Below are 17,715 nucleotides of genomic sequence, written 5' to 3'. Positions count from 1 at the left end.
CCGGTATCCGTCTAGAAGCATGGGCGGCCACCACAGGTGGCTGCTGACGTCCACCAACCGCTTGAAAGCGCCCGCATGCGACCCTCATCTTCCGATCTCGTGAACGCCCTGTCTTTCGAACTGCCCGCGCAGGCGCATGCGCGCCGGGGCCGGCTGCAGCCGCTGGCCCATGCCGTGGCCGTGATGCTGGCGGCGGGCGGCGCCGCGATGGCGCCGGCGCATGTGCAGGCGCAACAGGCTTTCAGCGGCGCGTGGTTCGCCGGCAAGAGTTCGGTGCAGGACACCGCCATCGCCACCGGCCGCCTGCCCAACGGGCAGCCCGTCTCCCTGCTGACCAATCCGATGCTGCAGCAACTGCGCGATACCGCCCAGCTGCAACGCTCCGTCAACAACCTGAACCTGGCGGCGCGCACCATCGCCGCACAGCAGGCCGCGCAGGAAGCGGCGCGCCTGGCCGCCTTGAACGGCGACAGCGCCATTCCCGACGGGCTGGCCGAGGGCGGGCTGAAAGTGGACACCAACAGCCTGACCGCCGGCTGGATCAATGCCGGCAAACCGACACAAGCCGCCGCCGGCGGCAGGACGCAGGTCACCATAGACCAGACCGACGAAAAAGCCATCCTGAACTGGGAGAGCTTCAACGTCGGCAAGAACACGACCGTCAACTTCAACCAGAGGGGTGGCAACAAGGCCGACGGCAGCAACAACTGGATCGCGCTGAACCGGGTCAACGACCCCCGGGGCATTCCCAGCCAGATCGCGGGGCAGATCAAGGCGGACGGCGCGGTCTACATCGTCAACCGCAACGGCATCATCTTCAACGGCAGCAGCCAGGTCAACACGCGTTCGCTGGTGGCCTCGTCGCTGGCGCTGTCGGACACACAATTCAAGCTGGGCATCAACAACGCCCAGGTCATCAAGGACGCGACCGGGCAGGCCAACGATTTCGCCATCCCGCAGTTCGGCGACTTCGCGGCGGTGGCGCCCAGCATCTATGGCGGTTTTGTTTCGGGCAACGGCACGGCGCCGGACCAGCTGGGCGGCGTGGACCGTTTTGTGCCCGGCGCTACGCCCGGCGCGGTGCAGGTGCAGGCCGGCGCGCAACTGGCGGTCACTTCGGGCGGCAAGCTGATGTTGTTCGCGCCCAAGGTACGCAACGCCGGCTTCCTGTCGGCGCCGGACGGCCAGGTCATCCTGGCGGCGGGCGAGAACATCTACCTGAACACGGCTCCCAACACGACGAACTACGGGGCCGCCATCCCCGGCGCCATTCGCGGGCTGGATGTCGCGGCGTCCGCCGTGCCCGGCTGGGCGCTTCCGTGGAACCTCGTGAGGGCCGCGCTGGTCACGGGCACAGACCCCTACAACCCGGGCTTCGCGGAAGGGCTTGCCCAGGTTGTGCTGCCCGAGATGGCCGCGCGCGCGGCCGCCGTCGGCTACGACGTGACCAACAGCGGCATCGTGCAGGCCGAGCGCGGCAACGTCACGATGCAGGCGCTGAACGTGCACCAGAACGGCGTCGCGCTCGCCACCACCGCGCTGAACAACCGCAGCGGCTCCATCCTGCTGCGCGCCTGGGGCGCCGGCACCCACATCTACGTCAACGAAGACACCAGCAACGTGCTGCTGAGCTGGCTGGCCGGCACGCTGACCCTGGGCAATGACAGCGTGACCCGCATCCTGCCCGATGCCGGCGACACCAGCCTGATCGAAACCACCTCGCTGGCCACGCGCTACCAGCCGGGCAGCATCAAGCTGTACGGCAAGCTGATCGACGTCCAGTCCCGGGCCGGCGTGCTCGTGCCCTCGGGCAGCATCGACATGGCGGCCTTTGCCAACCCGCTGCCCATCCAGTACGGCTCTTTCGGCTCGGACAGCCTGCGTGACGGCAGCCAGATCTACATCGACAGCGATGCCTACCTCAGCGTGGCCGGCCTGCAGGGCGCGGCCGTGCCGATGTCGCGCAACTTCATTGAGGCCGAGCTTCGCATCAACGAGCTGCGCGATTCGCCGCTGCTGCTGGACTCGTGGCTGCGCGGGAAGAAGGTTATCGTGGACCGCCGCGCCAACGGGATTTTCACGGACGGCCCGATGTCCGCCGTGCAGTGGGTCAAGGATGCCGCCGGCAACTACGTGCCCGGCGCCTGGGCCGGCACGCCGCTGGGCGACGTGACGGGCTGGGTCGGTGTCGGCATGACCGACCTGAACGAGTTGTCGACCGACGCCGGCAAGATCATGATGCGCTCCAGCGGCGCCGTCATCACGCGGGCCGGCTCGCTGCTGGACGTCTCGGGCGGCTCGGTGCGCTACCTCGACGGCATGAACACCGCGACCAAGCTGTGGGGCGCGGACGGGCGCGTGTACACCATGGACAAGGCCTTGTCCGACGGCGCGTACACCGGCATCGCCGGCCGCTACACGCAGGGCCACGCGCGCTGGGGCGTTTCCGAGACCTGGGCCAGCTCGGTCATCGGCCGCGACATGCTGGAGGCGGGCTACACGGAAGGCCGCAAGGCCGGCGCGGTGCAGATCTTCGCCGGCAGCGCCATCGTGCTGGAAGGCGACTACGCCGGCGGCGTGGTGGTGGGCGACCGCCAGCAAAAGAAACCGCTGCAGAACCTCGGCGGCGAACTGCAGCTGGGCGGCGGCAGCGTCGAGGACAGGCCCTGGTCGCCGAACCGCGTCATCATCAGCCATAACCCGCACCCGCTGGGCGCCGGCTTCGGCGCGGGCTCGGCCCTGGGCAGCGACTACGACGCGCAGCCCGACCCGGCCTCGAGCAACCAGGCGCTGGGCAAGATCACCTACCTGTCGGACGATGTCCTCAGCCGCTCCGGCCTGGGCCGTGTGATCTTCAATATTTCGGGCGACTACGGCTTCACGGTCGAAGACGGCGCGGTCGTCGACCTCTCGCCCGGCGCCTTGCTGCGGGTGGGCGGTGGCGACAGGTCGGCCAACCCGATCCGCATCGACGGCACGATACGCGCGCCCGGCGGCAGCATCACGCTGGACGCTATCGACGGCTCGCTGACCATGGGCGCCAACGGCCGGCTGGACGTCAGCGGCCAGTGGATCAATGCCTGGCGCGACGGCATGGCGCCGCAGCGCTGGGCCATAGACGGCGGCAGCATCAGCGCCGGCGTGGCGAAGTTCCTGGTCGACCCGTCGGCCGTGCTCGACGTCTCCGGCGGCGGGCGTGTCGATACGGACAAGAAAGGCCGGCCGTCGCTGCGCGCGGGCAACGGCGGCCTGCTCACGCTGAGCGGCCTGACGGCGGAGACCGACCTGTCGGCCTTCGACATACGCGGCCACGCGCCCGGCTCGGCCAGCCGCCTGGTGCTCAACGCCGGCGTGGCCGTGCAGCTGGGCGGCATTGCCACCGTACCCAACGTGCTGGTGCTGCCGGCCACGCTGTACGGCGAACGCGGCTTCGGCGACGTGACGGTGGCGACCGGCGGCAACATCACCGTGCCGCAAGGGGTGAACGTGTCGCCCTCGATCGCGTCCATAGACCTGAGCAACTTCGCCTACCGCGACGTCGCCTCCGGCGCCGACCTGGCCTTGCTGGCGCCTGTCGGCCAGCTTGACTTGCGATACCGCGTGGCCCGGGCGCCCGCGGCGATTCGCCTGACGAGTTATTCGAATTCGGTCACGCTGGGCGCCGGCAGTATGGTGCGCACCGACGCCGGCGGCACGCTGGCACTGTCGGCCGTCGCGGGAGCCGTCACGCTGGGCGGCACCGTGGAAGCACCGGCCGGGCGCATCGACCTGTTCGGCAAATCGGTCACGCTGGCGCCCGAGGCGCAGGTGCTGGCGCGCGGCGTTCCCGTGCTTTACACCGACTCGCTCGGGCACAAGGCCGGCCAGGTGCTGGCCGGGGGCCAGGTCACGCTGAGCAACAACAGCGAGCCCACGGTTCTCGCCCTGCCGGCGGGCGCGCTGATCGACGTGTCGGGCGCGACGGGCGAGATCGACGAGTTGACCTACCCGCGCTTCGGCGGGGCGAAAGCGCAAGCCGTGGCACGCGACAGCGACGGCGGCAGCATAGCCCTCTCAGGCGGGGGTGTGGTGGCCGCCCGCATGGCGGGCCGCGCGGGCGGGCCCGGCGCTTCCGGCGGCTCGTTGAACCTGATGATAGGCGGGACCCTGACGTCGGACCCGCTGACCACGCTGCCGACGGTCTCAACGCGCACCAGCCTGTATTACCGCAACCGGGCGGGTGTGATCACCGCGGTGAATATCAGCAGCGGCGACCTCGACGTGTTCGACGAGTACGGCACGGCCCCCGTCAAGATCACTTCCGCCATGCGCGCGGCCATCGTGGCGCTGAAAAAGACCATGGGCACCGGGGTCGAACTGGCGAACGACGTGACCGGGCCGGTCGTGCCCGGCATACGCAAGCCCTGGGAGGCCAACACCGCGATCTCGCGCCAGGTGGTCGAGTTGCTGAACCGCTATTTCTACACGGACGCGGCCGCGACGGTGAAGATCGTCATTCCGGACGTCCAGCTCGTGCCCTCGGCCCGCATCGCGGCGGGCTCCCTGGGCGCGGGCGGCTTCGGCACCGTCACGCTCCCCGCCATCAACGTGGCCAACGGCGTCAATGTGCATGTCGACGGCACGCTGATCTTTGGCGGCTTGCTGGGTAACGGCCTCAACGGCGGCAGCGCCCGCTTCTCGGCGGCCCGCATCCAGCTCAATGCCGGCCAGACCACCGAGGCCGCCTGGAGCGACCCGGCGGCCCTGGGCGGCGAGCTGACCCTGGCGGCCGACCTGCTTGACGTACAGCGCGAGCCCGGCGGCCTGGGCGTGCGCGCCCGCATCAGCGGCTACGGCACCACCACGCTGCAGGCCGGTGAAATCCGCCTGGGCGGCGGGCCGATCGAGCAGATCACCTCGAAAGAACAACTGCAACTCGGCCTCGACGTGGACGGCCGGCTCATCCTGCGCGCCGGCCAGGTCTATCCCGGCACGGCCAATACGGCCATCATCCGCGCCGGCCAGTCCATTACCGTGGAGCGGCTGGGCGAGCCCGGTGCGATGCCGCTGTCGGCCGGCGGCACCTTGCGCCTGGAGGCGCCCGTCATCGCGCAGAACGGCGTGCTGCGCGCGCCCTTCGGCAGCATCGCCTTGACCGCCACCGATCGCCTGAGCCTGGGCCGGGGCAGCATCACATCGGTCTCAGGCGCCGGCGTGGTCGTGCCCTACGGCACGCTGACCAACAACGAACTCTGGCAAGACCCGACGCTGGGTGTCAACCCGCAGGCCGCTTCCGACAGCGCCCTGAACGCGCCGCCCGAAAAGCGCGTGACGCTGACCGCGCCCGCCGTGGACCTGGCCAGGGGCGCGGTGGTCGACATCGCCGGCGGCGGCGACCTGTATGCCTGGGAGTTTGTGCCCGGCCCGGGCGGTTCGCACGACGTGCTGACCACGCCCGGCATGTTCGCGGTGCTGCCCGGCTATGCCAGCGCGGCCCCGACGAGCAGCCTGCCTTCGGGCGCGCGCGTCTGGCTGGCCGGCGGCACGGGCCTGGCCGCCGGCTGGTACACCTTGCTGCCGGCGCGCTACGCGATGCTGCCCGGCGCCTTTGCGGTGCAGTCCACCGGCAAGGCCTGGCCCGGTCCCGCCGGCGGCGGCGCGGCCATGGCCGACGGCACCCAGGTGATGCAGGGCAAGGGCGGCAATGTTTATGGCAACAGCCAGGATGCGGTGGCTTCGGTCTGGCGCGTGATGTCCGGCAGCACGCTGCGCCGCTACACCGAATACAACGAAGCTTTTGCCAACCATTTTTTCTCGTCGGAGGCCTTCAAGCTGACCCAGTACCGGCTGACCGGCAGCGACGTCGTCACGCCGCGTTTGCCGCGCGACGGCGGTTCGGTGGTGTTTGACGCCACCAGTCGCCTGACACTGGACGGCACGCTGCGTTCGGCGCCCGACACGGGCGGCCGCGGCGGACTGGTCGACATCGCCGGCACCAAGATCGCCATCGTCGGCGCCGGCCAGGACGCCGGCAGCCTGGCGGCCAACGGCTACCTGGTGATCGACGCAACCAGCCTGTCGAACTTCGGCGCCGGCAGCCTGCTGGTCGGCGGAAAACGCACCGGCGACCCGCTGGGCCTGCGCGTGAACGTCACGGCCAGCGACATCGTGCTGCGCAACGGCTCGGGCTCCGAGCTGCGCGGCCCGGAAATCATCCTGGCTGCCTCCGGCCAGGTCGACATCGAGGCCGGCAGCGTGCTGCGCGCCACGGGCAGCGCGACCAGCGGCGCCGGTGACCTGGTCATCACGCCGCAGGCCGCGGCGGTCTACGACGACAAAGGCACGCCCTCCACCGGCGATGACGTGCTGGTAACGCCCGCCAAAGACTGGGGCGCGCTGGTGCGTGTGGCCAACGGCGATGCCGTCAAGGTCATTCGCCAAGGCACCGATCCGGCCACCGGCGGGCTGGTGCGCATAGGCGCCGGCGCCGTGATCGACGGCGGCGCAGCGCTGCTGATCGACGCAACCCGCAGCACCGAGCTGGCCGCTTCGGCCCGCATCGCCGGCATCGACCTGTCGGTGGCCTCGGGCCGCGTCGGTTTCGGCGGCGGCATTGACGGCCTGGTGCTGGACGACGCCGCGCTGGCGCAGCTGGCCCAGTCGATGCGACTGACCTTGCGCAGCTATTCGAGCTTTGACTTCTACCGCTCCATGGACCTGGGCGCGGCGGGGCTGAACGCGCTGACGCTGGACGGCGCGGCGTTTGCCGGCAAGGGCGCAGGGGACATCACCTTGCGCGGAACCTCCGTGACCCTGGCCAACACCCTGGGCACTGCGGTGGGCCAGGGCACCGGCAGCGGCGGCTTCACGCTGGACGCCGACACGCTGGTGCTGGGCGCCGGCCAGAAAACCTTCTCCGGTTTCGGCGCGGTGACGCTGGCCGGCCGCAGCCAGATCGTGGGCGTAAGCAAGGGCGGCATAGACGCGGGCGCCAGCGCGCTGACCTTGCGCACGCCCTTGCTGACGGGCCGCGGCGGCGCGGCGCAAAGCATCACCACGACGGGCGCGCTGCAGGTGCTGGGCGGCGAGGGCGCAGCGCCGGCCTCGGCGGCCGACCTGCAGGACAGCCTGGGCTCGCGCCTGAGCCTGAGCGGCGCCAGTGTGCTGTTCGGCACCCGCGCGGTCGCCTTGGGCGGCACCGTGGACCTGAGTGCCACCAACGGCAGCCTCACCCTGGTGGACGGCGCCGGCATCGACGTCGGCGGTTTCGCCAAACAGTTCTTCGACGTGGCCGAATACGCCGACGCCGGCCGCATCAACCTGTCGGCCATAGGCGGCGACGTGCGCCTGGCCTCCGGCAGCAGCCTGAACGTAGCGGGCGACAAGGCCGGCGGCAGCGCCGGCATGCTGAGCCTGGCGGCGTCGGGCGGCGGCACCGTGGTGCTGGACGGCCGCATCACGGCACAGGCCGGCGCGGGCGGCCATGCCGGCTCCTTCGCGCTGGACATCGCGGCACTGCCCGATTTCGCGGGCTTCAGCCAGCGCCTGAACGAGGCGGGCTTCAACCGGTCGCGCGAATTCCGCATCCGCCAGGGCAACGTGGTGATAGACGGCGCCACCACGGTGGAAAACTTCGGCCTGACGGCCGACCAGGGCAGCGTCAACATCACCGGCAGCGTCGATGCGCGCTCGCTCTACGGCGGCGTGATCCGCGTGGCCGGCGGCAACGGCGTGGCGCTGCAGCAGGGCGCGCAACTGCTGGCCGGCGCAACCGGTGAACTCGGCAGCGGCCGTGTCACGCTGGAAGCCAGCGGCGGGCAACTCGACATCCTCGGCGGGCAGATCGACGTGAGCGGCGGCGATGCCGGCGTGGTGCGCCTGCGCGCGCTGCGCACGGCCGACCAGAGGGACCTGGCCGTCAGCGCCATGCGGGCCTCCATCACCGGGGCGCGCTCCGCCGTGCTGGAAGGCGTGAGCATCTACAACAGCGGCTCGGTCGACGCGGTCAAGGCCCAGGCCATCGCGGACGCGGCCATCCTCACGGCGAACAGCGCGGCGGTCAAGGCGCGCCTGGGCACGTCGCTGGCCGTGATGCCCGGCATCGAGATCCGCAGCGCGGGCGACCTCACGCTGGGCAGCGACTGGAACCTGTTCAGCGACTTCGCCGGCGCGCGGGAAGGCACGCTGACGCTGCGCGCGGGCGGCAACCTGATCGTGGGCGGCCACCTGAGCGACGGCTTCGACGCGGCCGGCCGCACCGGCGTGCTGCAGCAAGGCCCGTCGTGGAACCTGCGCCTGGTCGCCGGCGGTGACCTGGCCTCGGCCAACGTGCTGGCGCTCACGCCGCTGGCGGCGCAGGGCGCCGGCCAGGGCAACATCGTGGTGGGCACGGCGAACACCAGCACCGACCCGGCAGTGGACAACGGCGCTGGCTACCTGCTGCGCACCGGCACGGGCGACATCGACGTGCGCGCAGGCCGCGACCTGACACTGGCGCACAAGGAGTCGGTGATCTACACGGCGGGCCGCAAGGACATGACGGCCTGGGGCGACTTCACGACGGCCAGGGCCGACGCCACCTACGGCGTGCAAGGCGGCAACCTGAACATCGATGCGCAGGGCAGCATCACCGCGCAGCCTTCGGGGCAACGTTTCACCGAATGGCTCAACCGCCAGGGCAACCTGAACGGCGACCTGGTCTTCGGCGACCGGCTGCTGACGCAGGCCTACGTCAACGGCCAGCTGGTCAACATCATGGCGCCGGCCGAGCAGCCCAGCTGGTGGGTCAACTACGGCCAGTTCCAGCAGGGCGTGGGCGCCTTCGGGGGCGGCAACGTCAGGGTCAATGCCGGCGGCGACCTCGGCAACCTGGTGGTCGCGCTGACCACCAACATGCGCATGCGCGGCGGGCGCACCGCCGGCGAGGCCCTGGCCATGGAGACACGCAACGGCGGCGCCATGACGGTGGACGCCGGCGGCGCCATCCGGGGCGGCCAGTATTACGTGGCGCGCGGCACCGGCGAAATCCGGGCCGGTGAAACTACCACCGGCTTCGACGTGACCATCAGCAAGGACAGCCGGCGCACGCAGGTGTTCTCCATCGCGCCGGTGCTGGCGCTGGGCGACGCGACGCTCAGCCTGCGCACCGCCGGCGACCTGCGGCTGCAGACGGTGGTCGACCCGCTGCTGGTGCGCTACGGCGACGGCCCGGACACCCGCATCCCGGGCGGCTTCCCGCCCTCGCTGGACTACGGCGCCTACATGAGCGGCTACACCGACCGCAGCGCGCTGAACCTGGCGTCGGCCGGCGGCAACATCACGCTGGTCAACCAGGGCACCTACGTCTTCCGCGACCTGGCCCTGAGCAGCGCCAGCACCACGTTCGACGGGCAGATGGGCCTGGGCGGCAACCGCTACCCGGCGCTGATCCATGCCGCCGCGATGAACGGCTCGCTGGAAATCCAGGGGCCGATGTACGTCATGCCGGGCACCACCAACGACGTGCGCCTGCTGGCCCAGCAGAACGTGCGCTTCAACAACCAGAACTTCAACGCCCTGATGGAGGTCGGCGGCTATGAGTTCAACAGCACCTACCTGAACGAGCCCTACGCCGAAGTCATCATGGCGCGGGCCACGCCGATCACCATGCCGAGCGCCTTCTCGCCGCTGGGCGGCCTGTACCGCGTCGAGATGGCGGCGCTGCTGCGCAACGAGATCGGCATGTACACCGGCTCCACCCGCGCGGACTTCTACGACAAGGCCGGCAACCCCGACGTGCTGGCGCTGGCCAACGACTACGAGCCGAGCCGCATCTACGCGGCCAAGGGCTCCATCCTCGGCGCCGACATCACGGCCAGCGAACAGACCTGGCTGCGCGCCGGCACGGACATACGCGGCATCCGCATGAGCGCGCGCAATGTCCATGCCGGCGACACCACGCTGCTGGAAGCCGGCAACGACATCCTGGCCGTGGTCAATGTGCGCCGACCCTACGGCTACGCCCTTGGCAGCGGAACGATCTCGGTGCAGGGCGCGGGCGCGCTGGTGGTGTCGGCCGGCCGCGACGTGTATGCCGACGACCTGACGCTGGAGACCGTGGGCAACCAGCGCTACGACGGCGCCAACCGCCCGGTGCCGCTGACGCAAATCAAGGGCCTGCCGGAGCAGGGCGCCGCGATCACCGTCATGTCGGGCATGAACCGCCCCGCCGCGTATGACGCCTTCGCGGCCGCCTACCTGGACCCGGCGAACGTGGCCGCCATGCCGGAGTACCTGAAGGCGCGGGCCGCCGACGGCAGCCTGCTGCCCATCTACCTGAGCGACCTTACCGTCTCGCGGGGCGGGCAGCAGAAAACCGTGCGCCGCGGGCTGGTGTCGTACATGAAGGACATCACCGGCGAGACCCTGGCGCCGCTGGACGCCTGGGCGCGCTTCCAGGCCTTGCCGGCCTTGGCGCAACAACAGTTCATACGCCAGGTGTATTTCCTGGAACTGCGCGACGCGGGCCGCAACCAGAACGAGAGCGGCGCCGACGGCACACCGCTGAACGCCGGCGTCAACCGCGGCTACGCTGCCATCGCCGCGCTGTTCCCCGGGGATACGTGGAAGGGCAACGTGGCGGCCAACAAGCTCAAGATGCGCACCCTGTCGGGCGGGGACATCAACGTGCTGACGCCGGGCGGCAGCCTGCAGGTCGCGGCACTCGGTGCGACCGTGCCTGACGGCTACGGCCTGGTGACGCTCAACTCCGGGCACATCGGCGTGTTCGTGAAGAACGACGTGACCGTCAACCGTTCGCGCATCCTGTCCTTCGTGCCGCAGGCCACCGGCCGCGGCAGCGACCAGATCATCTGGGCCAGCGAAGGCGACATCGACGCGGGCAAGGGCTCCAAGACGGTGCGTGTGCCCTCGGCCGCCGAGGTCATCACCGACATGGACGGCAACACCATGATCCGCGAGAAGGCCGACATGAGCGGCAGCGGCATAGGCACCGTGGGCGACGGCGACGTCGACCTGATCGCGCCGCGCGGCATCATCAACGCCGGCGACGCCGGCATCCGGGTCGCGGGCAACCTCAACATCTTCGCCCTGCAGGTGCTCAACGCGGACAACATCCAGGTCAAGGGCGAGAGCAAGGGCATCCCGGTGATCGCGGCGGTGAACATTGGCGCGCTGACCAATGCCAGCGCCGCGGCGTCGGAGGCGGCGATGGCCGCGCAGGACGTGATGCAGCGCGAACGCGCAGCCGCCCGCCAGGCGTTGCCCTCGACCTTCACGGTGCGGGTGATCGGCTTCGGCAACGAGCCGATGGAAGGCGGGGCCGCCGCGCCGCGCAGGGACGGCTCGCAACCGGTAAGTTACCAGCAGCAACCGGTGCGTTACGACCCCGCCAGCGCCTTCCAGGTGCTGGGCCAGGGGCCGCTGGACGCCTCGCAGCGCGCCCGCCTGACCGAAGCGGAGCGCCGCCGGCTGCCGCAATAGCCCCAAGGCGCGCAGGGGATGGATTGTGAAATTTTTGTGACAAACGGCAGTCCGGGGTTCCGGAAACCGTCTAGTAGAGATCCATGAAAATTTCCCTTGCATCCGTGCGCCCTCCGGCCCGCCGCCTTATGGCGAAGTGGGCGGTGCTGGCCGCCGCCATGGCCGCGTCCGCCGGCCATGCGCAGCTGCGCGAAACCCTGCCGCCGCCGCTGGACGTGCACGCCAGCGGTTTTTTCCTGAACGACAAGGGGGACGTGCTGACAGCCCGGCACGTGGTGGCCGGTTGCCGCGCCGTCTATGTGGTCAAGGACAGCCGTGTGGTGCAAGCCCAGGTGGCGGCCTTGAGCCAGTCGCTGGACCTGGCGGTGCTTGGCACCACGCTCAAACCCTACCTGAGTGCGACGTTTTCACACACCGCGCCGGCGCCCGGCGCCAGCATCGGTGTGTTCACCGAAGCCTACGGCGTGCTGCAGCGCCTGCCCAACCGCGCCACCCTGCTGAGCAATGCGATGACCATTCCTGCCGGCGGCGGTAGCGGCGGGGACCAGGAAAACGGTCTGCAGCTGATTTCGGGCGCGCAGCCCGGCGCCAGCGGAAGCGCCGTTGTGGGCAACAGCGGCTTGCTGCTGGGCGTGGTGGTCGAACGCGTTGCCTCCGGCCCGGGCGCGTCGGGCCGCGTGCTCAGCCGCGCCGCCACGGCCGCCGGCGCGCCCACGGGCGCCACCCAGGTCCACGCCATTTCCGCGGCGCAGGTCAAACAGTTCCTGCGGGAAAGCGGCATCCCTTTTTCTGAAAGCGACGCCCCGCAGATCGGGCCCATGCAGTCGCCCGCCGCCCGCGCGTCCACGCTCGCCGTGGGGGTGATCTGCGGCTGAGGGCGCTCTCCCACCCGGCTTTCGCAACCGGCATCCACGCACATCCGTCACATACCTCCGCTATACCTGCTCTTCCATACCTGCGCGCACAACACCACTCCATCATGGCCACCCCCAAACGCATCACCACTTCGCGCCCGTCCCGCCCGTCCGGCAAGTCCCATTCCCTGCCAACCCGCCCGGGTGCCCTGGCCCGCCTCTGGCGCGGCCTGCAGCGCACGCTGGGATGGGTCGGCATCGGCCTGAGCGTCTCCGCCGCACCCCTGGCCGCGCAGGCGCAGGCGCCCGCGCAGCCGGTGCCCCAGCACTGGATCAGCTATGCGCAACTCGTCGGCAACCAGCTGCAGGACCGCCTGGGCGACGCGGCCAGCGAGCCGGTGGTGCGCCTGCATGCGTGGATGCAGGAGCGCCTGCTCAAAGAAGGGCAAGCCGTGCCGGCACAGCCCTTGGTGGTCCGCTTGTGGATTGCACCCAACGGCCAGGTCAGCAAGCTGGAGTTCGCATCGCTCGGCCAGGCGCAGGCGGATGCCGACCTGCGCGGCCTGCTGACGGCGCAGCCGCTGTCAGAGCCGCCGCCGCGCGACATGCGCCAGCCCATGGTGCTGGAGCTCGCGATGAGTTTTGCTTCACCCACGTGAGCGCCGCCGCTTTTTTCAATACCCTGGCCCGCCTGTTCGCGGCCGGTGCGCTTGCCGCCTGCGTGGCGGCCTGCGCGCCCGTGCAGTCGTGGAACGCGTCCGATTTTTCCAGCCTGGCGCGCAGCAACGGGCCGTCCGTGGTCAACATCGGCGTGGCCCACGAGGCAGCCGCCATCCGTTCGGACGGGCGCACGGCGCCCGGACTGGACAGGGTCGATGAAAGCACCCTGGGCTCGGGCTTCATCGTCAGCGGCGACGGCTACATCCTGACCAACGCGCACGTGGTGGCGCAGGGTTCGGAGATCCGCGTCAGGCTGATCGACAGGCGTGAGTTCAAGGCCAGGCTGGTCGGGCTCGATCCGCTGGCCGACATCGCGCTGGTGAAAATCGACGCCACGGGTTTGCCGGCCGTGAAGGTCGGCGACCCCGCCAACACGGCGGTGGGCGACTGGGTGCTGGCGATCGGCTCGCCCTACGGCTTCACCAATTCGGTCACCGCCGGCATCGTCAGCGCCAAGGGCCGCGTGCTGCCGGGCGCGAACTACATGCCCTTCCTGCAGACCGACGTGCCCATCAATCCCGGCAACTCGGGCGGGCCGCTGTTCAACCTGCGCGGGGAAGTGATAGGCATCAACTCGCGCATCTACAGCCGCAGCGGCGGCTACCAGGGCCTGTCCTTCGCGATTCCGATCAACGTGGCCATGCGCATCAAGGCGCAGCTGCAGGCCCACGGCGCGGTGACGCGCGGGCGCATCGGCGTGCTGGTGCAGGAAGTCAACCAGGCCCTGGCCGATTCCTTCCGGCTGCCCAGGCCCACCGGCGCGCTGGTCAGCTATGTGCAGCCGGGCGGGGCGGCCGAGCGCGGCGGGCTGCGGCCGGGCGACGTGATCCTGCAGGTGCAGGGTGTGGACGTGGTCCAGTCGGCCGACGCGCTGGGCCTGATCGCCGACATCGCGCCTGGGGACACGGCGCGCCTGGCCATCTGGCGCGACCGCGCGCCGGCGGCCCTGTCGGTGGTGGTGGAGCGCCTGGAGGCGCGGCAAGCCGCATTGCCAGCCGCCCCCGCCAACGGCCCGCCCTTCGGCCTGATCGTGCGCCCCTTGCTGCCGCAGGAGCGCCAGGTGCTGCGCATCGAAGGCGGCCTGCTGGTGCAGCGTGCCAACGCCGCGGCTGCTCGGGCCGGCGTGCAGGCCGGCGACATCATCCTCGCGCTGAACGGCCAGAGCGTTGCCAGCCCGGAGGCTTTGGCCGAAGAGGCCCGCTCCGCCAACGGCGCGGTGGCCTTGCTGGTGCAGCGCGGCTCGACGCGGATCTTCATTCCCATCGAGATGGCCCGCGCGTCTTCGCGCGAGCTTGAGGATTGACGCCATGGGAGAAATCATTCGCATGAGTTTCTCGGGCCTGCCGCTATGGCAAAAGGTTTTGACGGTGATCGCTCTTGCCCTCTACGTGGTCTGCGCGATGGTCTATCTGGTCGTCGAGAAACTTTCAATGAGGCGAACGCCGTGAGCGGCGCCCCGGGCCGCCGGGTGTCATGCCGGTGTCACGCCCGCTGCCTAGCATCGTGGTTCGCTTCGGGCCGTGGCGTTCGCCGGCCCGTCATTCCGCCTTTCTTGTCGCGTCCTCATCCCCTTCCTTCCTCCACAGGTTGTCCGAGTCCTTATGGCAAGCATGGTCGCATCCACCCGTGCGCACGCACTCGTGGGCTGCGCGGCGGCGCTGGCGTTGGGCCTGGTGTGCCAGGCGGCCCATGCCCAGCCGGCGGCCAAAGACGGAATCCTTTTCGACCTGCCCGCCCAGCCTTTGAAGAAAGCGCTGGCGCTGTATGACGCCCGCGCCAACCTGTCGGTGTTTTTCCCGTCCGAGCTGGCCGAGGGGAAAACCTCCAGTGCCGTGCACGGCGTGTTCACCCCCGAGGAAGCGCTGCGCCGGCTGCTCGACGGCACGGGGCTTGCCGTGCAGACGGCCGCGGCCGAGGCATTTGTCCTGGTGCCCAGCCCAGCCGCAACGCCGGACGGCGCGGCCGGCGCCGCGCCGGGCGCATCGGCGCGGATGAGCGCGAACGCTTACGAATCGCTGGTGCAGGCCAGGATTTTCCAGGCACTGTGCAAAGCCGACGGCGCCGCCTTCGGCAGCTACCGCATGGCGCTGCGCGTGCAGGTCGGCACGGCCGGGCAGGTCAGGCAGGCCAGCCTGCTGGACACCACGGGCAACCGCGCGCGCGATGCCGCCATCCTGGGCGCCGTGCGGCAACTCGACATCGGGCAGGCCCCGGCCGACCCCGCACGGCCCTTTGTGCTGCTGGTGCGCCCCCGCCCCGGCACGGCGTCCACCGCCTGCGCGCCTCTTCCAATCACGGATCCCCATGAGTGAGTCCGGCCTGTCCACGCTGCGCCAGTTGCTGGCCCAGCGTTATGACGATCTCAAGCGCCGCCTGGCATGGCGCCTGGGTTCGGTCGAACTCGCCAGCGACGCGCTGCACGACACCTGGGTGCACCTGGAAGACCGCAAAGAGAGCACCGACCCGGTCAAGCATCCGCTGGCCTACCTGATGCGCATGGCGACCAACCTGGCGCTGGACAAGCTGCAGCGCGACAAGCGTTATATGAGCAGCGATGAACTGGGGACCCTGATGTCGGAAATCATCGACCCGGCGCCGGGCCCGGCCCAGATAGCCTCGGCGAAGGACGACATCGAAATCCTGTCCCGGCTCATCGACGCCATGCCGCCGCGGCGGCGGGCGATCTTCCTGGCGGTGCGGGTTGAGGAGTTGTCCAACCAGCAGGCGGCGGCGCGCTTCGGCGTGTCCGCGCGGCTGGTCGGCCTGGAGCTGCAGCGCGCCCACGAGTACTGCATGGCCCACATGCCCAGGGACGATTGAGCAAAAAATGCCGAACTACGTCGCCCCAACCGTCTTGACAAGAGGAGCTGAGAAAATGCTCCCCACCCTGCCATGCTTTCAACCATGAATCTGCCACCCGCGAAGGAGCGAACGCTGGACCCGGTCGAGCGCCAGGCGCACGCCTGGATGCGCCGCATCGCGTCGGGCCATATGACACGCGCCGACGGCGCGGCGCTGGAGCGCTGGTGCCACGCCGACCCGCGCCACGCCGCCGTGCTGGGCGCCGCGCGCCGGCGCTGGGAGCAGCTCCGCGACGCCGGTGAGCTGTCGCTGGCGCGCAGCCCGGCGATGCGGCCCGCGCCGGTTGCCACGCCGCAGCGCGTCTGGCAGCGGCGCGCATTCCTGGCCGGGGCCTTCGGCGCCACCGCGGCGGCCTCGGTCGCGGCGCTGGTGGCGCCCCCGCTCGGGCTGTGGCCGTCGGCCGACGAGTTGCGGGCGGATTTCCGCACCGGCACCGGAGAGCAGCGCAACGTGGCGCTTGCCGGCGACGTGAACCTGCAGCTCAACACGCGCACCAGCGTCGCCGTGTGGAGCGCGGCGGACGGCGCGCCCGGCATTGATTTGATAGGCGGCGAGGCCGCCGTCGACACGCGGCGCGCGGGCCGGCCGTTTTCGGTCAAGGCCGGCGCCGGGCGCGCCGTTGCCGAGGATGCGAGTTTTGAAGTCCGGCGCGTGGCCGCCGGTGTCTGCGTGACCTGCCTGCGCGGCCGGGTGCGCGTCAGCCATGCGATGGGCAGCGCGGTGCTGAACGGCCAGGAGCAACTCACTTATGGCGATGTGTCCATGGGCCGCGTGGCCAGTGTCGACGCCGGGCAGGTGTCGGCCTGGCGCCAGGGCTTTCTGCGCTTCAGCGACACCCCCCTGGGCGACGTCGTGGAAGAAATCAACCGCTACCGCCCCGGCCGTGTCGTGCTGCTGGGCCGTGAGCTCGCCGCCAAGGCCGTGACCGGGCGCTTCCAGATCAACGCCCTGGACAAAGCCATCGCGCAGATGCAGCGTTCATTGGGCCTGGAAATACGCTCCTTGCCCGGCGGTGTGGTGCTGCTGAGTTAGCTCTCCGATGTTGCGACGGGATTGCCAAACCGGCATGGGCACAGCCGTCTGATTCTTGTTGCCGCCGGCCCGCGCAACTGCCCGGCCACTGTCACGGAACTGTCAAAAAAATCTTTGCCGATCTCCATCTTCCCAACGGTCTAGATGCCAAGGGTGCTGGCGAACGGGTCGCCTGCGCTTGTGGACACAGGGCCATGCACGCCAACCTGCGCGTGCGGCCCGCACTCTCTACGACAGAAATCGAGGTCACCATGGCTACGCAAATTCGGGATCACAAGACGCCTTCCAGCCGGGGCAGCCTGCCCGGCAATTCCGCCCCCTTCGCACCCAGGCTCGCGCCCCTGGCCTCGGCCATTGCGGTTCTTCTGGTCGCGGGTGCCGCGGGCGACGTCCATGCGCAACGCGCCTTCAGCAACGCGTGGTACGCGAACATGGGCGCGGCGCAAAGCACGGCGGCCACGACAGGCCTCTTGCCCAACGGCACCCCTGCGTCCTGGCTCACCAACCCGCAAAGCCAGCAGCAAAGGGCCAACGCGCAGATGCTGCGCTCCTTCGACAACCTGAACCTGGCCGCCCGCGGCATCGCCGCGCAACAAGCCGCGCAGGCTGCGGCGCAACTGGCGGCGCTGGCCGGTGCGTCCGATGTTCCGGACGGCCTGGCCCCGGGCGGGCTGGTGGTGGACACCAACAGCCTCACCGCCGGCTGGATCAATGCGAGCAAGCCGACACAGGCCGCCGGCGGCGGCAGGACGCAGGTCACCATAGACCAGACGGCCGAAAAAGCCAT

The 17,715-nt window shown here is 70.2% G+C and carries 9 protein-coding genes; all 9 read left to right on the top strand.

Annotated features, from left to right (window positions below):
* Positions 1 to 99 precede the first annotated feature (99 nt).
* On the top strand, positions 100 to 11,460 hold the full coding sequence (locus tag ACLV8F_RS22585; RefSeq protein ID WP_411886443.1) for a filamentous haemagglutinin family protein: 11,361 nt from the start codon (positions 100 to 102) through the stop codon (positions 11,458 to 11,460).
* Positions 11,461 to 11,543: 83 nt separating this feature from the next.
* Positions 11,544 to 12,335 carry a serine protease gene (locus ACLV8F_RS22580; RefSeq protein WP_411886442.1) on the top strand — a complete coding sequence of 264 codons (792 nt, stop codon included), beginning with the start codon at positions 11,544 to 11,546 and terminating at the stop codon, positions 12,333 to 12,335.
* A 104-nt stretch (positions 12,336 to 12,439) separates the two neighbouring features.
* Positions 12,440 to 12,973, top strand: coding sequence for a YbaB/EbfC family DNA-binding protein (locus ACLV8F_RS22575; protein WP_411886441.1), 534 nt, complete (start codon positions 12,440 to 12,442; stop codon positions 12,971 to 12,973).
* Positions 12,970 to 14,337 carry a trypsin-like peptidase domain-containing protein gene (locus ACLV8F_RS22570; protein WP_411886440.1) on the top strand — a complete coding sequence of 456 codons (1,368 nt, stop codon included), beginning with the start codon at positions 12,970 to 12,972 and terminating at the stop codon, positions 14,335 to 14,337. The genes ACLV8F_RS22575 and ACLV8F_RS22570 overlap by 4 nt, the downstream gene beginning before the upstream one ends.
* A 4-nt stretch (positions 14,338 to 14,341) precedes the next feature.
* Complete coding sequence (locus ACLV8F_RS22565) at positions 14,342 to 14,482, top strand: hypothetical protein (protein WP_411886439.1); 141 nt, start codon at positions 14,342 to 14,344, stop codon at positions 14,480 to 14,482.
* 162 nt (positions 14,483 to 14,644) lie between these two features.
* Complete coding sequence (locus tag ACLV8F_RS22560) at positions 14,645 to 15,346, top strand: STN domain-containing protein (protein WP_411886438.1); 702 nt, start codon at positions 14,645 to 14,647, stop codon at positions 15,344 to 15,346.
* The gene (locus ACLV8F_RS22555) at positions 15,339 to 15,854 is read left to right on the top strand and encodes an RNA polymerase sigma factor (RefSeq protein ID WP_411886437.1); all 516 of its coding nucleotides are present in this window, start codon (positions 15,339 to 15,341) and stop codon (positions 15,852 to 15,854) included. The genes ACLV8F_RS22560 and ACLV8F_RS22555 overlap by 8 nt, the downstream gene beginning before the upstream one ends.
* Before the next feature lie 84 nt (positions 15,855 to 15,938).
* On the top strand, positions 15,939 to 16,928 hold the full coding sequence (locus ACLV8F_RS22550) for a FecR family protein (RefSeq protein ID WP_411886436.1): 990 nt from the start codon (positions 15,939 to 15,941) through the stop codon (positions 16,926 to 16,928).
* Positions 16,929 to 17,122: 194 nt separating this feature from the next.
* A partial coding sequence (locus ACLV8F_RS22545) for a hypothetical protein (protein ID WP_411886435.1) occupies positions 17,123 to 17,715 on the top strand: 593 nt, incomplete at its 3' end.

It is taken from the genome of Polaromonas sp. YR568 (assembly GCF_943369675.1).
Lineage (GTDB): Bacteria > Pseudomonadota > Gammaproteobacteria > Burkholderiales > Burkholderiaceae_C > Polaromonas.
This window is presented reverse-complemented; position numbering and strand designations above follow the sequence as displayed.

What these genes read in the sequence shown, in the direction of transcription:
- ACLV8F_RS22580 (WP_411886442.1), top strand. Translation starts at nt 11,544, where the DNA reads ATGAAAATTTCCCTTGCATCCGTGCGCCCTCCGGCCCGCCGCCTTATG.
- ACLV8F_RS22560 (WP_411886438.1), top strand. Translation starts at nt 14,645, where the DNA reads ATGGTCGCATCCACCCGTGCGCACGCACTCGTGGGCTGCGCGGCGGCG.
- ACLV8F_RS22565 (WP_411886439.1), top strand. Translation starts at nt 14,342, where the DNA reads ATGGGAGAAATCATTCGCATGAGTTTCTCGGGCCTGCCGCTATGGCAA.
- ACLV8F_RS22555 (WP_411886437.1), top strand. Translation starts at nt 15,339, where the DNA reads ATGAGTGAGTCCGGCCTGTCCACGCTGCGCCAGTTGCTGGCCCAGCGT.
- ACLV8F_RS22575 (WP_411886441.1), top strand. Translation starts at nt 12,440, where the DNA reads ATGGCCACCCCCAAACGCATCACCACTTCGCGCCCGTCCCGCCCGTCC.
- ACLV8F_RS22550 (WP_411886436.1), top strand. Translation starts at nt 15,939, where the DNA reads ATGAATCTGCCACCCGCGAAGGAGCGAACGCTGGACCCGGTCGAGCGC.